Below are 16,617 nucleotides of genomic sequence, written 5' to 3'. Positions count from 1 at the left end.
AAAATTAATGCTTTAAAATCTTTTTCATGAAATGTAATAGATTGGATTCTGTAAACAGATATCCCTTTACCCCTGCAGCCTCAGCAGCCTCTACATCACGTTGGCTATCACCGATGAGAAAGCTACGTTCTACATCAACATCAAAATCCTTGATAGCTTGCAAAATCATACCAGGTTTTGGTTTACGACAATTACAATCGACAGCATAGCGTTCTACAGTGCCATCCTTGTGATGTGGGCAATAATAGAAATGTAAAATAGGTGCACCCGCTTTAAACAGTTCATTCCCCATATAATCATGTAGGATTTGTACATCGGTTTCCTTATAATAACCTCGTGCCACACCACTTTGGTTTGTTACGACTATAAGTTCATAACCAGAATCATGGGCTAATTTCAATGCTTCTTTTGCACCATCAACCCACTGTAGATCCGCTATCTTATAGAGATAGGAAACATCCTTGTTGATAACCCCATCTCTATCGAGGAATAACACCTTTCTCATACTACATCCTTTACAATTATCAAAGAATTGACATTAATCTATCACAACAAATTAACGCAAGTAACCTTCGTTATTATCTAATAATTCACAATATTCTTTTACGGCATCAGCTAATGGCGTAAAGCCTTTATCATAACCAGCCGCCAATAATTTTGTTGTGTCAGCTTCGGTAAAGCTTTGGTATTTACCAATCAACACTTCTGGGAACGGAATGTATTCAATGCGACCTTTACCATTATAGTCAATAACAGCTTGCATGAATTCATTGAAGCTATGTGCGTGACCTGTGCCGCAGTTGAATGTACCAGAAATTTCAGGATGTTCCCAGAAATAGAAGTTTACATTTACCACGTCTTTGACATAGATGAAATCACGTGTTTGACCACCATTTTCATAGCCATCTGTGCCTTCAAACAAATTGATAACGCCTGTTTCTTGGTTTTTATAGAACATTTGGCGTACAAGAGATGCCATTTTATCCTTATGTGCTTCATTAGGACCAAATACATTGAAATAACGCAAACCTACCACTTGCGCTGTATATTCGCCCTCAAATTTACGTACATAACGGTCAAATAATAGCTTAGAATATGCATACGGATTTAACGCTTCTTCTGCTTCTGGCTTTTCAACAAAGCCATTTGTACCATTGCCATACGTAGATGCAGAGGATGCATAGATAAATGGAATAGCACGATCTTGGCAATAGTGGAATAGATTTTTGGAACCTTCGTAGTTGTTCTTCATCATATATTTGCCATTGTATTCCATCGTATCTGCACATGCGCCTTCATGGAAAATGACTTCAATAGGACCTACATTGAATGTGCCGTCTGCAATGGCAGCATCAAAATCATCACAGTCAATGTAATCTAAATAATCTAAATTTTGGAGATTGCGAATTTTACGACCATCTGTTAAATCATCAACGATTAAAATATCATTGCGACCGCGTTCGTTTAAGGCTTTCACAATATTACTACCAATAAAACCGGCACCACCAGTTACAATAATCATAATTTCCCCTCCTTAGCCATCGTGGCTATTTTCTTTACGATATCCGATGTGGAGTATCCTTCTTTAAATGAAAGTACCTCTACTTCATCTACAGACTCTCTACCAACGATATCCTCTTTTTTATAATCGCCGCCCTTAACAAGAATATTAGGGCGTAAGTATGCTAATAATTCGGCAGGTGTATCCTCCTCAAAAAGGACAACACCATCTACACATTGTAAGGCGCTTAATAAGGCTGCTCTATCCTCTTCGGATACGATAGGTCTTGTTTCACCCTTTAAACGTCTAACAGATGCATCAGAGTTTAGTCCAATAATGAGGTGAGCCCCAAGTTGTGCCGCCTCTTGTAGATACGTAATGTGTCCTCGATGCAAGATATCAAAGCAACCATTTGTAAATACGACGGTTTCGTCCATGCTTTGCCATTTATCGATTAACGCCTTCATTTCTTCTTTCGTATATAAAGGACTAGATGTTGTCAATTGTCGTACAGAGCGCCATAACTCAATCAACTCTTGGCGATGGATTGGATATGTTCCCACCTTAGATACGACGATGCCAGCAGCGCCATTGGCGATATGTAGGGCTAAACGCATGGATAAACCACTGGCTAAGCATGAAATCATCATAGCTACGACCGTATCACCAGCGCCACTCACATCGAATACATCCTGTTGTGTTGCTGGATTATGCCAAGTTCTACCATCCTTAGCCACAACGGTAATACCCTTTGCGGAACGAGTACCGATAATATATTTAATATTAACCTTATTAAGTACTTCCTTAGCCGCCTCAATAACTGAGGTATCATCATTCGGAATCACACGACCTAAGGATTCACCCAATTCTTTTACATTCGGTGTAATACATGTAGCACCATCATATTTGGACCAATCAGCACCCTTAGGATCTACGATGGTCTGTACTTGATACGTGTTCGCCAACTTGAATACATGATGCAACAATGTCGGTGTGCATACGCCTTTTCCATAATCGGATATGACGATGCCTTGTAATCCACGTTGACAAAGCTCTTCTAGCCAACTGATTAATTGTTCTTCTTCAGCAGCTGTAATAGGTGTAATCGTTTCAAAGTCAAGGCGCATCATTTGCTGACGGTCACCTAAAATACGCATTTTAGTAATCGTAGACCGACTTTCATCATGGATGAGACCGGATGTATCAATATGATCAGCGGCCAATAAGTTATCGAGCACTCTACCATGGTCATCGACACCAGCTACAGCCCCTAAATAGACATGGCAATCGAGATTGGCTAAGTTAGACGCTACGTTACCTGCCCCGCCAAGCACTTCTTTCACAGAGGATACGCGATTGACCGGCACAGGAGCCTCTGGTGAAATACGGCTCACATCGCCAAATACATAACGATCCACCATAACATCACCGATAACTGCAATGTTTAGGTTCGGTAATGAATTTGTCAAAAACTCATTCACTGTTTTTGTAATCATAGGTCCCCTTTCAAGAAATCTGTGATTTCTTCCCTATCTCGATTAATAATCTTCTTCAATAAGTTCGCAAATGATATGACCAGCTAAAATGTGCATTTCTTGAATACGCGCCGTAACAGTACTTGGAATAGCTAGTGTAAGATCGCATAATTCTGCCAATTTACCGCCACCTTCACCGGTGAAAGCAATCGTGTGCATACCTGTATTTCGTGCCATTTCCACAGCTTTCACAACATTTTTTGAATTACCCGATGTAGAAATACCGATAAGTACATCCCCAGAACGGCCTAAGCCCTCAACTTGACGCGCAAACACTGCATCATAGTCATAATCATTGGCAACAGCTGTCAAAATAGATGTATCTGTGGTAAGCGCAATGGATGCAAGAGAGCGACGTTCTTTTTTGAAACGTCCAATAAGTTCTGCTGCAAGATGTTGAGAATCCGCAGCGGAACCACCATTACCACAGAATAAAATTTTATTGCCACTATTCAAAGCCACAATACAGCGGTTAGCAATTTCTTGAATAACATCCATCTGATCCATTGTTTTACTAAACACATCAAGATGGTCTGTAAATCGATCCGCAATGATTGGATTTATATCTGTCATTATAAAATCTCCTTTAGTAGGCGATCCGCGTTTTTCCAAAATAGTTTTTCCGTTTGTTCTTCTGAAAGCCCGGCGCCTCTAAATGCATCATACAAACGATGCATATCTGAAATATCCTCAATTTCTGTATTTGGCTTGATACCATCAAAATCAGTGCCTAGAGCGATTACATCTTCACCGCCCTTATTGATGATATACAATCCGTGCTTCACAATATCATCGATGCGACTGATGGGTGAAGTCCCTAAGAAGGATTGAGCAAAGTTCAAACCAATAACGCCACCCTTTTCGCCAATTAGACGAATCAAGTGGTCCGGCAAATTACGACGATGAGCTGTCACTTCTCGCGCATTAGAATGAGATGCAATAAAAGGCACATCAAGAATATCGCCTAATTGTTCTGTTCCCCCATCATTAAGATGAGAACAATCAACAATCATACCTAATTCTTGCATCCGTTCTACAAATGCAATGCCTGTTTCTGTCAATTTCTTATGAGAATCTCCAGTATTAGGTTCCCCCAATTCATTAGGATAGTTCCAGGTCAATGTAATAAGTCGAACACCATCAGCGTAAGCCTTGTCTAACTTAGCTAAATCGCCTCCAAGAACTCCCCCCTCTTCAATGGATAATAAAGCAGCTACTTTATGATTTTCATAACACGCTGTAATATCATCATAAGAACGCACATGACTGATATAGTCGCTATATTTTTGTATCTGACTATCGAACAATTGGCGCATAGATTCGTATCTACCATACGAATCGTCTTGTTCTTCTAAGTCTACAAATAATGCCAAATCCTGCAATCGACTATGCCCTTTGATAAGGCGCTCAATATCAATTTTCCAGTTATTAGAAAATAAATCACCATCATGAGGGTGGTCGATTAATTGCATTATCGTATCACAATGTAAATCAATCATATATTCACGCTATTTCTTTGCTTTTTTAGCATCTAATTTTTTTAATGCTTTAAGTTCAGCCATAAAGCTGTCAATATTATCAAACTTACGATATACTGAAGCAAAACGTACATAGGCAACTTGGTCAATATCTTTTAATTGTTGTAATACAAGTTCACCAATACGATCTGTAGAAATCTCTTGATTTACTTCATTGCGAATGTCTCGCTCTACATTATTGACCACTTCTTCCATAACGGACATAGGCACTGTTCGTTTGTCACAAGAACGTAACAAGCCATTTAACAATTTACCACGGTCAAATAATTCACGGCGACCATTCTTCTTTGCTACCATGAGTGGTACTTCTTCGATGATTTCATAAGTAGTAAAGCGGCGTCCACAATTAATACACTCCCGACGACGACGGATACTATTTCCTTCATCTGTCGTTCTTGAGTCTGTTACCTTCGTGTCTGTATGTTGGCAATAAGGACATCTCATTAGCTAATACTCCTTTTCTAATCAGTCAGTAATCATGAAAAAGGCACAATACGCCTATTTTCTTATACCTTATATAGTACCATATTTAGTAGGAAAAGTACAAAAAGAACCCCTTATAAACCTATGAATTACAATCTTTTTAAGAAGATTATAATCAAAAGTGTTATAAGGGGTTCTTTAGTATGCACTTACGCGCTAAATCGTATGAAATTAACGTTTAATAGCATCTTCAATGTGTAACAAGCAATCACCAGATTCGATACGGCTGCCTTCACGAACAAGAATTTCTTCAACGATACCACCGATAGGAGCTGTAATTGTTGTTTCCATCTTCATAGCTTCTGTTACGATTAATGGTTCACCTTTAGTTACGGATTGACCTTTTTTAACTAGAATCTTAACAACGGAACCAGACAACGTAGCACCAATTTCACCAGGGTTGGATTCATTTACTTTACGACGAACAACGCCAGTTGTTTTAGCATGTTTATCATGAACTTTAATAGAACGTGGTTGACCATTGAATTCAAAGAGAACGATGCGATTACCATCTTCATCAGGATCGGATACACCATTCATCTTGATAATTAATGTTTTACCTTTTTCAATAGTAACTTGAATTTCTTCACCACGTTTCATACCAAAGAAGAATGTTGGTGTATCTAGTACAGATACATTACCAAAGTCTTTAGTAAATTTAGTGTAGTCTTTAAATACTTTAGGATACAAGCAGTATGCACTTACATCTTCATCAGTAGTATTAGCACCCATTTCGTTTAATTCATTACGAACATGTTCGAAATCAGTTGGAGGTAATACAGCACCAGGACGAACAGTAATAGGGCGAGCACCTTTCAAGATGATTTTTTGAAGTTCTTCAGGGAACCCTTGATATGGTGTGCCTAGACGACCTTCGAAGAATTCTACTACTGATTGAGGGAAATCAAGAGTATCACCTTTTTCATAGATATCTTTTTCAGTCAAATTATTTTGTACCATGTACAATGTCATATCACCAACGACTTTAGAAGAAGGTGTTACCTTGATGATATCACCAAACATCATATTAACTTGGTGATATACTTTTTTAATGTCTGTCCAACGATCACCAAGTCCAACCATTTTAGCTTGTTGTTGCAAGTTGGAATATTGACCGCCTGGCATTTCATGTTGGTATACTTCTGTATTTGGATATTTTTCAGCTTTATCAACGCCTCTGTAGTAAGGACGAATACTACCGAAGTAATGAGACATTTCTTCCATGTAGCCGATGTTCATTTGTGGTTGACGTTCTGTACCTGCCAATGCATAGTACATGGAGTTCATGCTAGGTTGGCTTGTACCATTTGCAAATGCAGAGTAAGCTAAGTCGATTACGTCTACACCAGCATCTACAGCGCGGCCATAGGAGTAAATCGTATTGCCAGAACCTTCATGAGAATGCAAATGAATTGGTACTGTCACAGCATCTTTCAAAGCGGATACTAAGTTGTATGCAGCTTGAGGTTTCAACAAACCAGCCATATCTTTAATAGCGATGATGTTGGCACCAGCATTTTGCAATTCTTTAGCCATTTTTACATAGTAATCAAGATTGTATTTAGGACGATTGCTATCGAGGATATCGCCTGTGTAGCACAACGCAACTTCAGCAATCTTATTTTGATTGCGAACTTCATCGATGGCAACCTTCATATTGTCAAGGCTATTCAAGCTATCGAATACACGGAATACATCGATACCATTTTTAGCGGATAATTGAATGAAGTTACGAACTACATTATCTGGATAGGATGTATAACCAACGGCATTAGCACCGCGAATCAACATTTGAAGTAATGTATTAGGCACTTCTTTGCGGAACATGCGCAAACGTTCCCATGGATCTTCGTGCAAGAAACGATAGGATACGTCAAATGTTGCACCACCCCAACACTCTAAGGAGAATAGATTTGGTACACCTTTTGCTGCATCGCCAGCTACGCGAGCCATATCGATGGTACGCAAACGTGTAGCAAATAAGGATTGGTGAGCATCACGCCATGTTGTATCAGTAAAGAATACTTGTTTTTGGTCAGCCAACCATTTGCTGAAACCTTCTGGACCTAATTCGTCGAATTTTTGTTTTGTACCAGGTGCAGGAGACACATCTAATTTAGATGGCAATTGCATTGGTTCAAAATCAGGCACTTCTTGAGGACCTGCACCGGAGTAACCATTGATTGTAGTATCTGCAATGTAGCGAAGCAATTTAGTACCACGGTCACGATCTGGTTTTAATTCGAATAATTCAGGATGGTCTTCAATGAAGTTAACTGTGTAGTTACCGCTTTGGAATTCAGGGTTTTCAAGAACGTTAATCAAGAAATGAATGTTTGTTTTAACGCCACGAATACGGAATTCTTTCAAGCAACGAAGCATTTTACGAATGGTTTCTTCGTTGTTAGGACCGAATGCAGTTGCTTTTACCAATAGGGAATCATAGTAAGGTGTTACTACAGCGCCTGTGAAAGCATTACCAGAGTCTAATCGGATACCAAAGCCGCCGGAACTACGATATGCTAAGATTTTACCAGTATCTGGCATAAAGTTGTTCTTAGGATCTTCTGTAGTGATACGACATTGGATAGCAGTACCTTTACAAGGAATTTCATCTTGTTCAGGAATGCCTATTTCTGGGCTGTGCAAATCATAGCCTTCAGCGATACGAATTTGAGAATGAACAATATCGATATCCGTAATCATTTCTGTTACGGTATGTTCTACTTGGATACGAGGGTTAACTTCGATGAAATAGAAGGAACCATCAGCTGTTACCAAGAATTCAACAGTACCAGCATTAACGTAGCCAACATTTTTCATGATTTTTACGGCTGCATCACATACGGCTTTACGAGTTTCTAATGGCAATGCAAAAGCTGGTGCCATTTCAACAACCTTTTGGTGACGACGTTGTACAGAGCAATCACGTTCATGTAAATGAACTACATTACCATGTTCATCACCTAAGATTTGTACTTCAATATGTTTAGGTTCAACAATAAGTTTTTCTACATATACATCATCATCGCCAAATGCTGCTTTAGCTTCGGATTTAGCGCGGTCATAAGCATCGCGTAACTCTTCTTTGCGGTGAACTTCGCGCATACCACGACCGCCACCACCGTTTACGGCTTTAATCATCAATGGATAGCCGTGAGTTTCAGCAAATTCTTCTAATTGTGCAAAATCACGCAATGCCCCATCAGAACCTGGAATCATTGGAATGTCTGCCAATTTAGCTTGTGTACGAGCATTAACCTTGTCGCCGAACATATTCAAATGTTCTACGTGAGGTCCAATGAAAATGATGCCTTCTTCACCGCAACGACGAGCAAACTCTTCGTTTTCGGATAAGAAACCATAGCCAGGATGGATAGCATCAATGTCATGCTCTTTAGCAATGCGGATGATATCTTCAATATCCAAATAGGCATCAACTGGTTTTTTACCTTCCCCAACCAAATATGCTTCATCAGCTTGGTTACGGTGCAAGGACAATGTGTCTTCTTTAGAATAGATAGCTACTGTTTTAATACCCATTTCGTTACATGCACGAAATACGCGGATTGCGATTTCGCCACGATTGGCTACCAAAACGGATTTAATTTTCTTCATAATTGCCTCCTACCGAGTCCTATCGAATGATAGATTTGTGTGCATTGATATACATTGTATATATGTATATCGAAATACATGTTTTACTTAAACATTTATCACTTTTTTTGATATCCGATTATGAATCAAATATACTTATATTATACAATAATTTTCAGATATTAAAAGCATTAATCATCAATATGGTTATATTTATAAAATATTTAACCTAATATAGAAATTATTCTATTCATTAATTTTTCATATGTATTTTTACATACACCGGATGTGGAATAAGGTTATATTTATGTAATTTATTCATCACCCAAGAAATGTTCCATTAAATGATTCAATTGTTCTTGGTCACGAGCTCCCATCGTTTCAACAGCGGAATGCATAGCCAATAATGGTAAGCCAATGTCCATCGTCCGCATTGGTAACATAGCTGATGAAATAGAACCTACAGTTGAGCCACCCGGAATATCAGAACGATTAACATAAATCTGGTAGGCTACATTAGCTTCCTCACAAAGGCCTTTCACAATGGCAATAGCCTTTGCATCGCCTGCATAAGATTGGCTACAGGCCTGTTTTAATGTAACGCCTCCATTGAGTACCGGGAAATTGGTAATATCATTTTTCTCTGGATAATTTGGATGCAATCCATGGGCTACATCAGATGAAATCATGAATCCACGAGCCACATCTAGATCCATATCATCACGGCTTAATCCTAAACTGCGATACACACGTTCTAATAAGTTTGGCAATAACATTCCTGCTCCGCCTTGTTTAGTACGGCTACCCACCTCTTCATTGTCGAATAGGATTGCACAGCGAATACCGTCAACTTTATTTATCTTTGCCTCTACAATACCCGCGAGAACACCGAAGCAAGATGTTAAATTATCAAGTCTTGGAGAACTAATGAAATCGAAATCTGTACCAACTAATGCACCTTCTGTTACAGGATAGAGTGTAATTTCATAGGATAGAATTTCAGATGGATCACAATTAATCTCGTCTGCTAAAAATTGATTCCATACCTCTTCCTCAGATTTTGTCGTATCTCCATCTGGTTTCATCATGATGATAGGTAACATTTCTTTTTGTCGATTCAATGCTACCCCATCATTCACATTACGATTCATATGAATTGCTAAATTAGGAATAATAGCGATTGGCCGCTTCGTATCAAATAAAACGGAATCAACATCATATGGGTTCTCACCTTTTAAAACAACGGTCCCCGCCGCACCTAAAGGTCGATCTAACCAGGTATTTTGAATTAATCCACCATACATTTCAACATTGAGCTTTGTGTACCCTTTTACATCTGTAATAGGATTAGGTTTTACCCGTATAGCAGGAAAATCTGTATGAGCCGATGCAATGCGTAAAGAATGACGATAGTCCTCGCCTATGTGAAAGGCAAATAATGTCGTACCATATACATTAACTACATAATCACCAGATGTTAAATTCCAAGGTTCTTCCAAGGATAACTCTGTAAATCCTGCATCTAATAATAGTTGCAAACTGGTATCTACCGTATGATACGGAGATGTACATCCCTTGATATATTTTATTAATTGAGGATTATCAAATTTCATATGACCTCCTACTCAATTATTACATGCAAATTGTTATGTAATATACATAATCTATTGCCATTGTATCACAAAAACGCCGTCCCACAAGGGACGGCGTCATGTATACATAATCGTATACGTTTATGTAATTGTATGTTACCACATACCGATAACTTTCATCCAAATAGAACCTAATCCTACAAAGATGATTAAGTTGATTACGGATGAGAAGAAACCGAGTTTCCACCATGTGTTTTGAGGAACATATCCAGTGTTGAAGATTACTGGAGAAGGACCTGCTGCATAGTGAGTCAAGGACATACACAAGTTAGATGTGAATGCAATCATCAACAATGTCAACATTGGTGGTGCACCTGCAGAGATAGCAATAGCGGAGAATGCTACGAACATGGCAGAAATATGTGCTGTTAAGGATGCGAATACATAGTGGGAATATGTATTAATAAGTACAGCTATAACGAAGGCAATAATCCAAGATCCTTCTGGAATATAAGCGCCTACAAGTACTGTAGCCCATTTGATGAAGCCCAATTTGGACAAGAAACCAGCAAAGCCCATCAATGTACCCATCCAAACCAATGTATCCCAAGCACCTTTTTCACTTTTAACATCGTCCCAAATAAGAACACCTGTAGCAAGCAAAATAGAAATACCTAAGAATGCAACAGTTGTAGCATCAATTTTTGTGAATTGAGAGGTAGCCCATAACACTAAAGCTAAAACGAATACGCCTAGCATAACCCATTCTTGGAACGACATTTTACCAAGGCCTTTTAGCTCTTCGCGAATCATTTGTTGTGCTTCACGAGCATCTTTAATTTCAGGTGGATATACTTTGTAAATGAAATACGGCATAATGATTAATGCAATGATACCAGGAACAATGGCTGCCATAGCCCAATCCCCCCAAGTAATGCCAATTCCAAAGGATTGAAGTGCCAATGCAGCAACTAATGTATTACCCGCCATAGATGTTTGGAACATAGCAGATGTAATCGTATTGACTTGATAAATAGATTGCATCAAGAAGGAACCAATCTTACGAGGACCATCTTGTGGTTCAGAGCCGAACGCTTTTGCCAAACTTGTCGTAATTGGCATAATAACACCGCCCACACGAGCTGTATTAGATGGTGTGGCAGGCGCCAAAATCAAATCAGATAAAGCTAAAGCATAAGATAGGCGCAAAGAACTGCTACCAAATGCAGCAATCAAGTTATAAGCAATACGTTTACCCAAACCAGTCTTAATAAAACCACGAGAGAATAAGAAGGCCCCAACAATTAACCAAATGGCAGAATTCGCAAAACCAGAAATAGCTTCACCAATTTTCAATGTACCTGTGAGTGCAGCCACAGTGATAACAACGATAGATACACCACCAATTGGTAATGGCTGCGTAATAAAGCCTACGATGGTAGCAACAAAGATGGCGAATAAGTGCCAAGACTGAGGTGTTAAACCCTCTGGTGTTGGAATAAACCACAGGCCTATACCAAAGACCGCTGGAATAATCCAGTTCAATAGTTTTTTCATACACATACCTCCTACATAGGAAAAAAAATTAAACTTTGTATGAAAAAAGCTGTGCATCTAAAACTATGCACAGCTTTCATCGTCATATATATCCTACTCAGGCAAAGATACATCCTCTAAATTTGTTTTGTCGATAGACTCAATATCACCTTTATCGCATAAATTTGCAATATTAGGATCGATTGGTAAACGGCTCAACAATAATAGACCATATTTTTGAAGAATTTCTTCAATATGGCTTTCACCAAAGATTTGGTAATCCTTACCATTATCTGGACAATGGAAGTACGAATAGTTTTCTACTACACCGATGATAGGCACTTGCATCAAATCAGCCATTTTAACTGCTTTTTCAACAATCATGGATACCAAGTCTTGAGGAGATGTAACAATGATAATACCATCCAATTTCAAGGATTGATATACAGTAATTGCTACGTCACCTGTTCCTGGTGGCATATCAACGAATAAATAATCGATGTCTTTCCAAATAACATCACTGTAGAATTGTTTTACAACATTGCCTAGAATAGGACCACGCCACAATACAGGATCTGTATCATTTTCAAGCAACAAATTAACAGACATTACATCAATGCCATATTGCTTAGTTTTAACAGGATACATACCAACTTCGTCAGCGTAAGCCTTTTCTTTGATACCAAACATCTTAGGAATGGATGGACCAGTTATATCAGCATCAAGAATACCTACTTTATAACCTTTACGAGCCATCGTTAAGGCCATCAAGCTTGTAACGGAGGATTTACCTACGCCACCCTTACCGGATACAACACCGATAACATGTTTAACGGAACTCAATTCATGCAATGGCGCCGTCATATCTTGAGGCTGTTGTGCACCACCGCAACCTGCGGATTTGGATGGACAACTATTGCAATCACTACTGCTGCTACCGCAACCCATAGTAAACACCTACTTTCTTTGAGGACTTCCCTCAACAATATATAGTTAGAAAATTATTATCTCATTGTAAATATCGTTCATTGTGAAAGCTCTTTCTACAACTAACACATCATATATTTACAGTGTTATTGTATCATGGTAGTTTAATAATTTTCAATATACCTATACGCTTTAAACGACTAAATTATTCACCACAATAGTCCTTTGTAAGAGCACAGAGGATTTCCATCCCCTTCTCAATTTCTGGAATTGTTGGCACCGTATAGCTCAAACGGAATGCATGACCGTTTTGTACGCCATCAGCTGCAAAGGCACCACATTTAATAATGCCTACATTTTTATCCATGCACGCTTCAAAGAATTCATCACAATCAACAGTATCCGGCATTGTCATCCATGCGAACATACCACCTGTAGGTTGCGTCAAATGAACCTTGGAACTACCTTTTTCTTTAAAGACACGCATCATAGCATCACATTTAGATTTATATACCTTCTGTACATTTTCTAAATGTGCATCGTAATCAATATGCTCTAGTACGTGTGCTACCACCTTTTGTGTAACTAGCGGCATTTGTCCAGCCGTATTATTTTTTAACGCTTGGATAGTGCCGATAACATTTTCTGGTCCCAACAAGAAACCAACGCGCAAGCCTGCCGATAATGTTTTAGAATACGATCCTGCGTAAAGGACACGGTTTTCCGTATCAAAGGATTTAAAGGCCGGTACATGCTCACCAGCAAAACGAATTTCACCATATGGATCATCTTCATAAATGAATAAATCATATTTAGATGCAATAGCGTAAATTTCTTTACGACGCTCTAAAGGCATGGTAATACCGGTTGGGTTTTGGAAATTTGGAATTAAATAGATATATTTCCCCTTACCAGATTGAGCTGCTTTTTCCAATTCACTGGGAATCATACCTGACTCATCAGTTTTGATACCGACTGCCTTAGCCCCCATATTGCGTACAGAATTGATAGCACTGGTGAAAGTATAATCATCCATATATACTTCGTCACCTGGTTCACACACGGTAATTGGTACTAAGCCCAATAGTTGACCAGCCCCATTAGAAATGATTAAACCTTGGCCTTCTAAATTCATATGATGAACTTCAGATAAACGTTTCAATGTCAATTCTGCCAAACGTGCATCCCCTTGCATTGGACCGTATTGTAACAAGCCCATAGGATTGTCATGAACGATGAAATCAAAAGCATCTTCGATGACTTTCACAGGAATTGCCTCTGGTGCTGGATTACCAATACCAAAACTGATAAATCCTGGTACACCTACACCACGTTCAAATACTTCACGGATGAAATTAGGACCTTTTAATATGACACGTTCAGGAAGTGAAAAACTCATAGTATCGCCTCTTTTATTTTAACTACATAGAATTACATTTTATTAAGCATTAGGATCATGTTCTCGTTCTGCATTACGCTTATTAATATAGCGTTTGTATACCTTCCACAAAATGAAATATACAATGGCTGCTACGACTACGATAATACCTAGACGCCCCATATTTTCTTGAAAATTTACAATATCTGTGCCAATGGCAACTTCAAGGGCTGTAGATGGGAATTTACCAATTAAATTGGCCAAGATATAGTCACGCGGCTTAATCTTACTGATAGCCCCTAATGCAGTGATAACGCCAGATGGAAAATAAGGCAGTGATCTAGCAAATAACATGACCACAAAACCATTATTGCCAGAGAAATCGTCAACTTTCATCAATGTGGTACTCTTAGAAATTAGCTTATCCGCTGCATCTCGTAAGAAATAACGCATAATGTAAAAGCTAATAACTACCCCAATTGTTTCAGCGAGCCATGAAATAATGATACCAGGCCACATGCCAAACACGAGACCATTCGCTGTGGAAATAAAGATAGATGGCAAAAAGCCTACAGCATTGACAAAAATATCAAGGAGCATACTCACCACCATAGCCATAGGACCATAGCCTTGAATATACTCGGCAATTTCCTCCATAGAACCACTCGTAGCTAAATGCCACATAGTTGGGTAAAATGTTGGATCTACAATATTAATGATGATTAGCAATACGACAAATAATATGCCCGCTATTACCTGTACCAAGCCTTCACCAGAAGGCGAAAATTTTCGTTCTTTCATAGTAACCTCGTTTAATAAAACTAGTACTATTATAGCACGGATTCTATAGAGTCTGTATAATTAAGTCTATTTTAGGAAATAATAAATTTTATCATTACAAAATTAGCATATATACTCATAAGAGTTGTATAATACAAATATATTCTATTTCATAATGAAAGAAGGTTTACTATGATACAAGTTGGTCAATCTGCTACAGCAACGGTTACAGTTACTGAATCTAATATTGCAAAAACAATGAAGTCTGGTTCTCTTGAGGTATTTGCTACGCCTGCTATGTGTGCACTTATGGAAGAAGCTGCACAAGCGGCGGTGCAACCAGAATTAAACGACGGTGAAGGCACGGTAGGCATCTCCCTATCAATCAGCCACGACGCGCCTTCCCCGATGGGTGCTACAATCACGGCTACGGCTACAGTAACAGCTGTAGAAGGTCGTAAAATCTCCTTTGCTATCGAAGCATCCGATGGTATTGGTATCATTGGTAAAGGCACACACGATAGATTCGTCATTAACAACGAAAAATTTATGTCTAAAGTTGGTGCACGAAAAGCATCAAACTAAATAGGCCGATTCAATAAAATAATTTCGTAAACACAAACATCCTCCACAATCATCTGATTATGGAGGATGTTTTTATATTGTATTCTTTTATATGCCTAAAAGATTAGCAAATCTTAACTACCCAACCTTCTGGAGCTTCGATTTCGCCATGTTGGATACCAAGTAATGTATCATATAATTTTTTAGTTACAGGGCCCATATCATCCATGCCAGCTGGTACATTAATAGTGCCTTCTGGAGTATCGATTTGACCTACTGGAGAAATAACAGCTGCTGTACCGCAAAGGCCGATTTCTGCAAAGTCTTTTAATTCATCTTTATGAACAGGGCGATGTTCTACCTTCATACCAAGATAATGTTCTGCTACATACATCAAGGAACGACGTGTAATGGATGGCAAGATACTATCGGATTTAGGTGTTACCAATGCGCCATCTTTAGAAATGAAGATGAAGTTAGCACCACCAGTTTCTTCTACATGAGTACGAGTAGCTGCATCAAGGTACATATTTTCAGCATAACCTTTTGCATGTGCATCAGTAATAGCGTACAAACTCATAGCGTAGTTAAGACCAGCTTTGATATGACCAGTACCATGAGGAGCTGCACGGTCAAAATCAGTAATGCGGATTTTGATTGGTTTTGCGCCACCTTTAAAGTAAGGGCCTACTGGTGTTGTGAATACACGGAATTGATATTCGTCAGCTGGTTTTACACCGATAACGGAGTTAGTGCCCATCATGTAAGGACGAATATAAAGGCTTGCACCATGACCGTAAGGAGGTACAAAATCTTTATTAGCTTTTACTACTTCTTTTACAGCTTCAATGAAACGACCTTCAGGTAATGTAGGCATTACGAGGCGTTCACAAGATTGATTTAAACGTTCAGCGTTTAGATCCGGACGGAAACATACGATGTGACCATCTTTAGTGTAGTATGCTTTCAAACCTTCGAATACAGTTTGCGCATATTGGAATACACCTGCACATTCATTAAGGACAACATTAGCATCAGTAATTAAACCGCCTTCGTCCCATTTACCATCTTTATATGTAGTCAAATAACGGTAATCGGTTTCTACATAACCAAAACCGAGATTATCCCAATCGATATTCTTGCTCATAACAATAACCTCCATGCTTATTAATATACTTATAATCTT

14 protein-coding genes are annotated in these 16,617 nt (G+C 38.7%); 1 reads left to right on the top strand and 13 read right to left on the bottom strand.

The window, feature by feature from the left end:
- Window positions 1-4: 4 nt before the first annotated feature.
- From VIHSUH07_RS03590 to VIHSUH07_RS03535, 12 genes are all read right to left on the bottom strand, one after another.
- Complete coding sequence (locus VIHSUH07_RS03590) at window positions 5-505, bottom strand: D-glycero-alpha-D-manno-heptose-1,7-bisphosphate 7-phosphatase (RefSeq protein WP_105083937.1); 501 nt, start codon at window positions 503-505, stop codon at window positions 5-7.
- Between the two features lie 51 nt (window positions 506-556).
- The gene (gene rfaD / locus VIHSUH07_RS03585; RefSeq protein ID WP_060807074.1) at window positions 557-1,522 is read right to left on the bottom strand and encodes an ADP-glyceromanno-heptose 6-epimerase; all 966 of its coding nucleotides are present in this window, start codon (window positions 1,520-1,522) and stop codon (window positions 557-559) included.
- Entirely contained in the window at window positions 1,519-2,997 is a 1,479-nt protein-coding gene (gene rfaE1 / locus VIHSUH07_RS03580; RefSeq protein ID WP_105083936.1) for a D-glycero-beta-D-manno-heptose-7-phosphate kinase, read from the bottom strand. Before rfaE1 ends, rfaD begins: the two co-directional genes overlap by 4 nt.
- Before the next feature lie 42 nt (window positions 2,998-3,039).
- The gene (gmhA, locus tag VIHSUH07_RS03575; protein WP_005381034.1) at window positions 3,040-3,609 is read right to left on the bottom strand and encodes a D-sedoheptulose 7-phosphate isomerase; all 570 of its coding nucleotides are present in this window, start codon (window positions 3,607-3,609) and stop codon (window positions 3,040-3,042) included.
- A complete protein-coding gene (locus VIHSUH07_RS03570; RefSeq protein ID WP_105083935.1) occupies window positions 3,609-4,535 on the bottom strand; it encodes a dipeptidase in 927 nt (308 codons plus the stop codon). The genes gmhA and VIHSUH07_RS03570 overlap by 1 nt, the downstream gene beginning before the upstream one ends.
- Before the next feature lie 9 nt (window positions 4,536-4,544).
- Entirely contained in the window at window positions 4,545-5,018 is a 474-nt protein-coding gene (gene nrdR, locus VIHSUH07_RS03565; RefSeq protein ID WP_005379058.1) for a transcriptional regulator NrdR, read from the bottom strand.
- Between the two features lie 210 nt (window positions 5,019-5,228).
- Window positions 5,229-8,675 carry a pyruvate carboxylase gene (locus tag VIHSUH07_RS03560; protein WP_105083934.1) on the bottom strand — a complete coding sequence of 1,149 codons (3,447 nt, stop codon included), beginning with the start codon at window positions 8,673-8,675 and terminating at the stop codon, window positions 5,229-5,231.
- 293 nt (window positions 8,676-8,968) lie between these two features.
- Entirely contained in the window at window positions 8,969-10,267 is a 1,299-nt protein-coding gene (locus VIHSUH07_RS03555; protein WP_105083933.1) for a M18 family aminopeptidase, read from the bottom strand.
- Window positions 10,268-10,402: 135 nt separating this feature from the next.
- Window positions 10,403-11,803 (bottom strand): anion permease, encoded by a 1,401-nt coding sequence (locus VIHSUH07_RS03550; protein WP_105083932.1) that lies wholly within the window; start codon window positions 11,801-11,803, stop codon window positions 10,403-10,405.
- Window positions 11,804-11,896: 93 nt separating this feature from the next.
- Window positions 11,897-12,730 carry an Mrp/NBP35 family ATP-binding protein gene (locus VIHSUH07_RS03545; RefSeq protein ID WP_009660951.1) on the bottom strand — a complete coding sequence of 278 codons (834 nt, stop codon included), beginning with the start codon at window positions 12,728-12,730 and terminating at the stop codon, window positions 11,897-11,899.
- Between the two features lie 184 nt (window positions 12,731-12,914).
- Window positions 12,915-14,108: an aminotransferase-like domain-containing protein gene (locus VIHSUH07_RS03540; RefSeq protein ID WP_105083931.1), complete on the bottom strand. Its 1,194-nt coding sequence runs from the start codon at window positions 14,106-14,108 to the stop codon at window positions 12,915-12,917.
- A 42-nt stretch (window positions 14,109-14,150) separates the two neighbouring features.
- Window positions 14,151-14,888, bottom strand: coding sequence for a TVP38/TMEM64 family protein (locus VIHSUH07_RS03535; RefSeq protein ID WP_005379027.1), 738 nt, complete (start codon window positions 14,886-14,888; stop codon window positions 14,151-14,153).
- Window positions 14,889-15,059: 171 nt separating this feature from the next.
- Here VIHSUH07_RS03535 and VIHSUH07_RS03530 point away from each other — a divergent pair, with 171 nt between their 5' ends.
- Window positions 15,060-15,452: a thioesterase family protein gene (locus VIHSUH07_RS03530; protein ID WP_105083930.1), complete on the top strand. Its 393-nt coding sequence runs from the start codon at window positions 15,060-15,062 to the stop codon at window positions 15,450-15,452.
- Between the two features lie 103 nt (window positions 15,453-15,555).
- Here the strand turns inward: VIHSUH07_RS03530 and VIHSUH07_RS03525 are convergent, their stop codons facing one another.
- The gene (locus VIHSUH07_RS03525) at window positions 15,556-16,578 is read right to left on the bottom strand and encodes a branched-chain amino acid aminotransferase (RefSeq protein ID WP_105083929.1); all 1,023 of its coding nucleotides are present in this window, start codon (window positions 16,576-16,578) and stop codon (window positions 15,556-15,558) included.
- Window positions 16,579-16,617 lie beyond the last annotated feature (39 nt).

The organism is Veillonella sp. T34266-5 (assembly GCF_002959815.1).
Taxonomy (GTDB): Bacteria; Bacillota; Negativicutes; order Veillonellales; family Veillonellaceae; genus Veillonella; species Veillonella atypica.
This window is presented reverse-complemented; position numbering and strand designations above follow the sequence as displayed.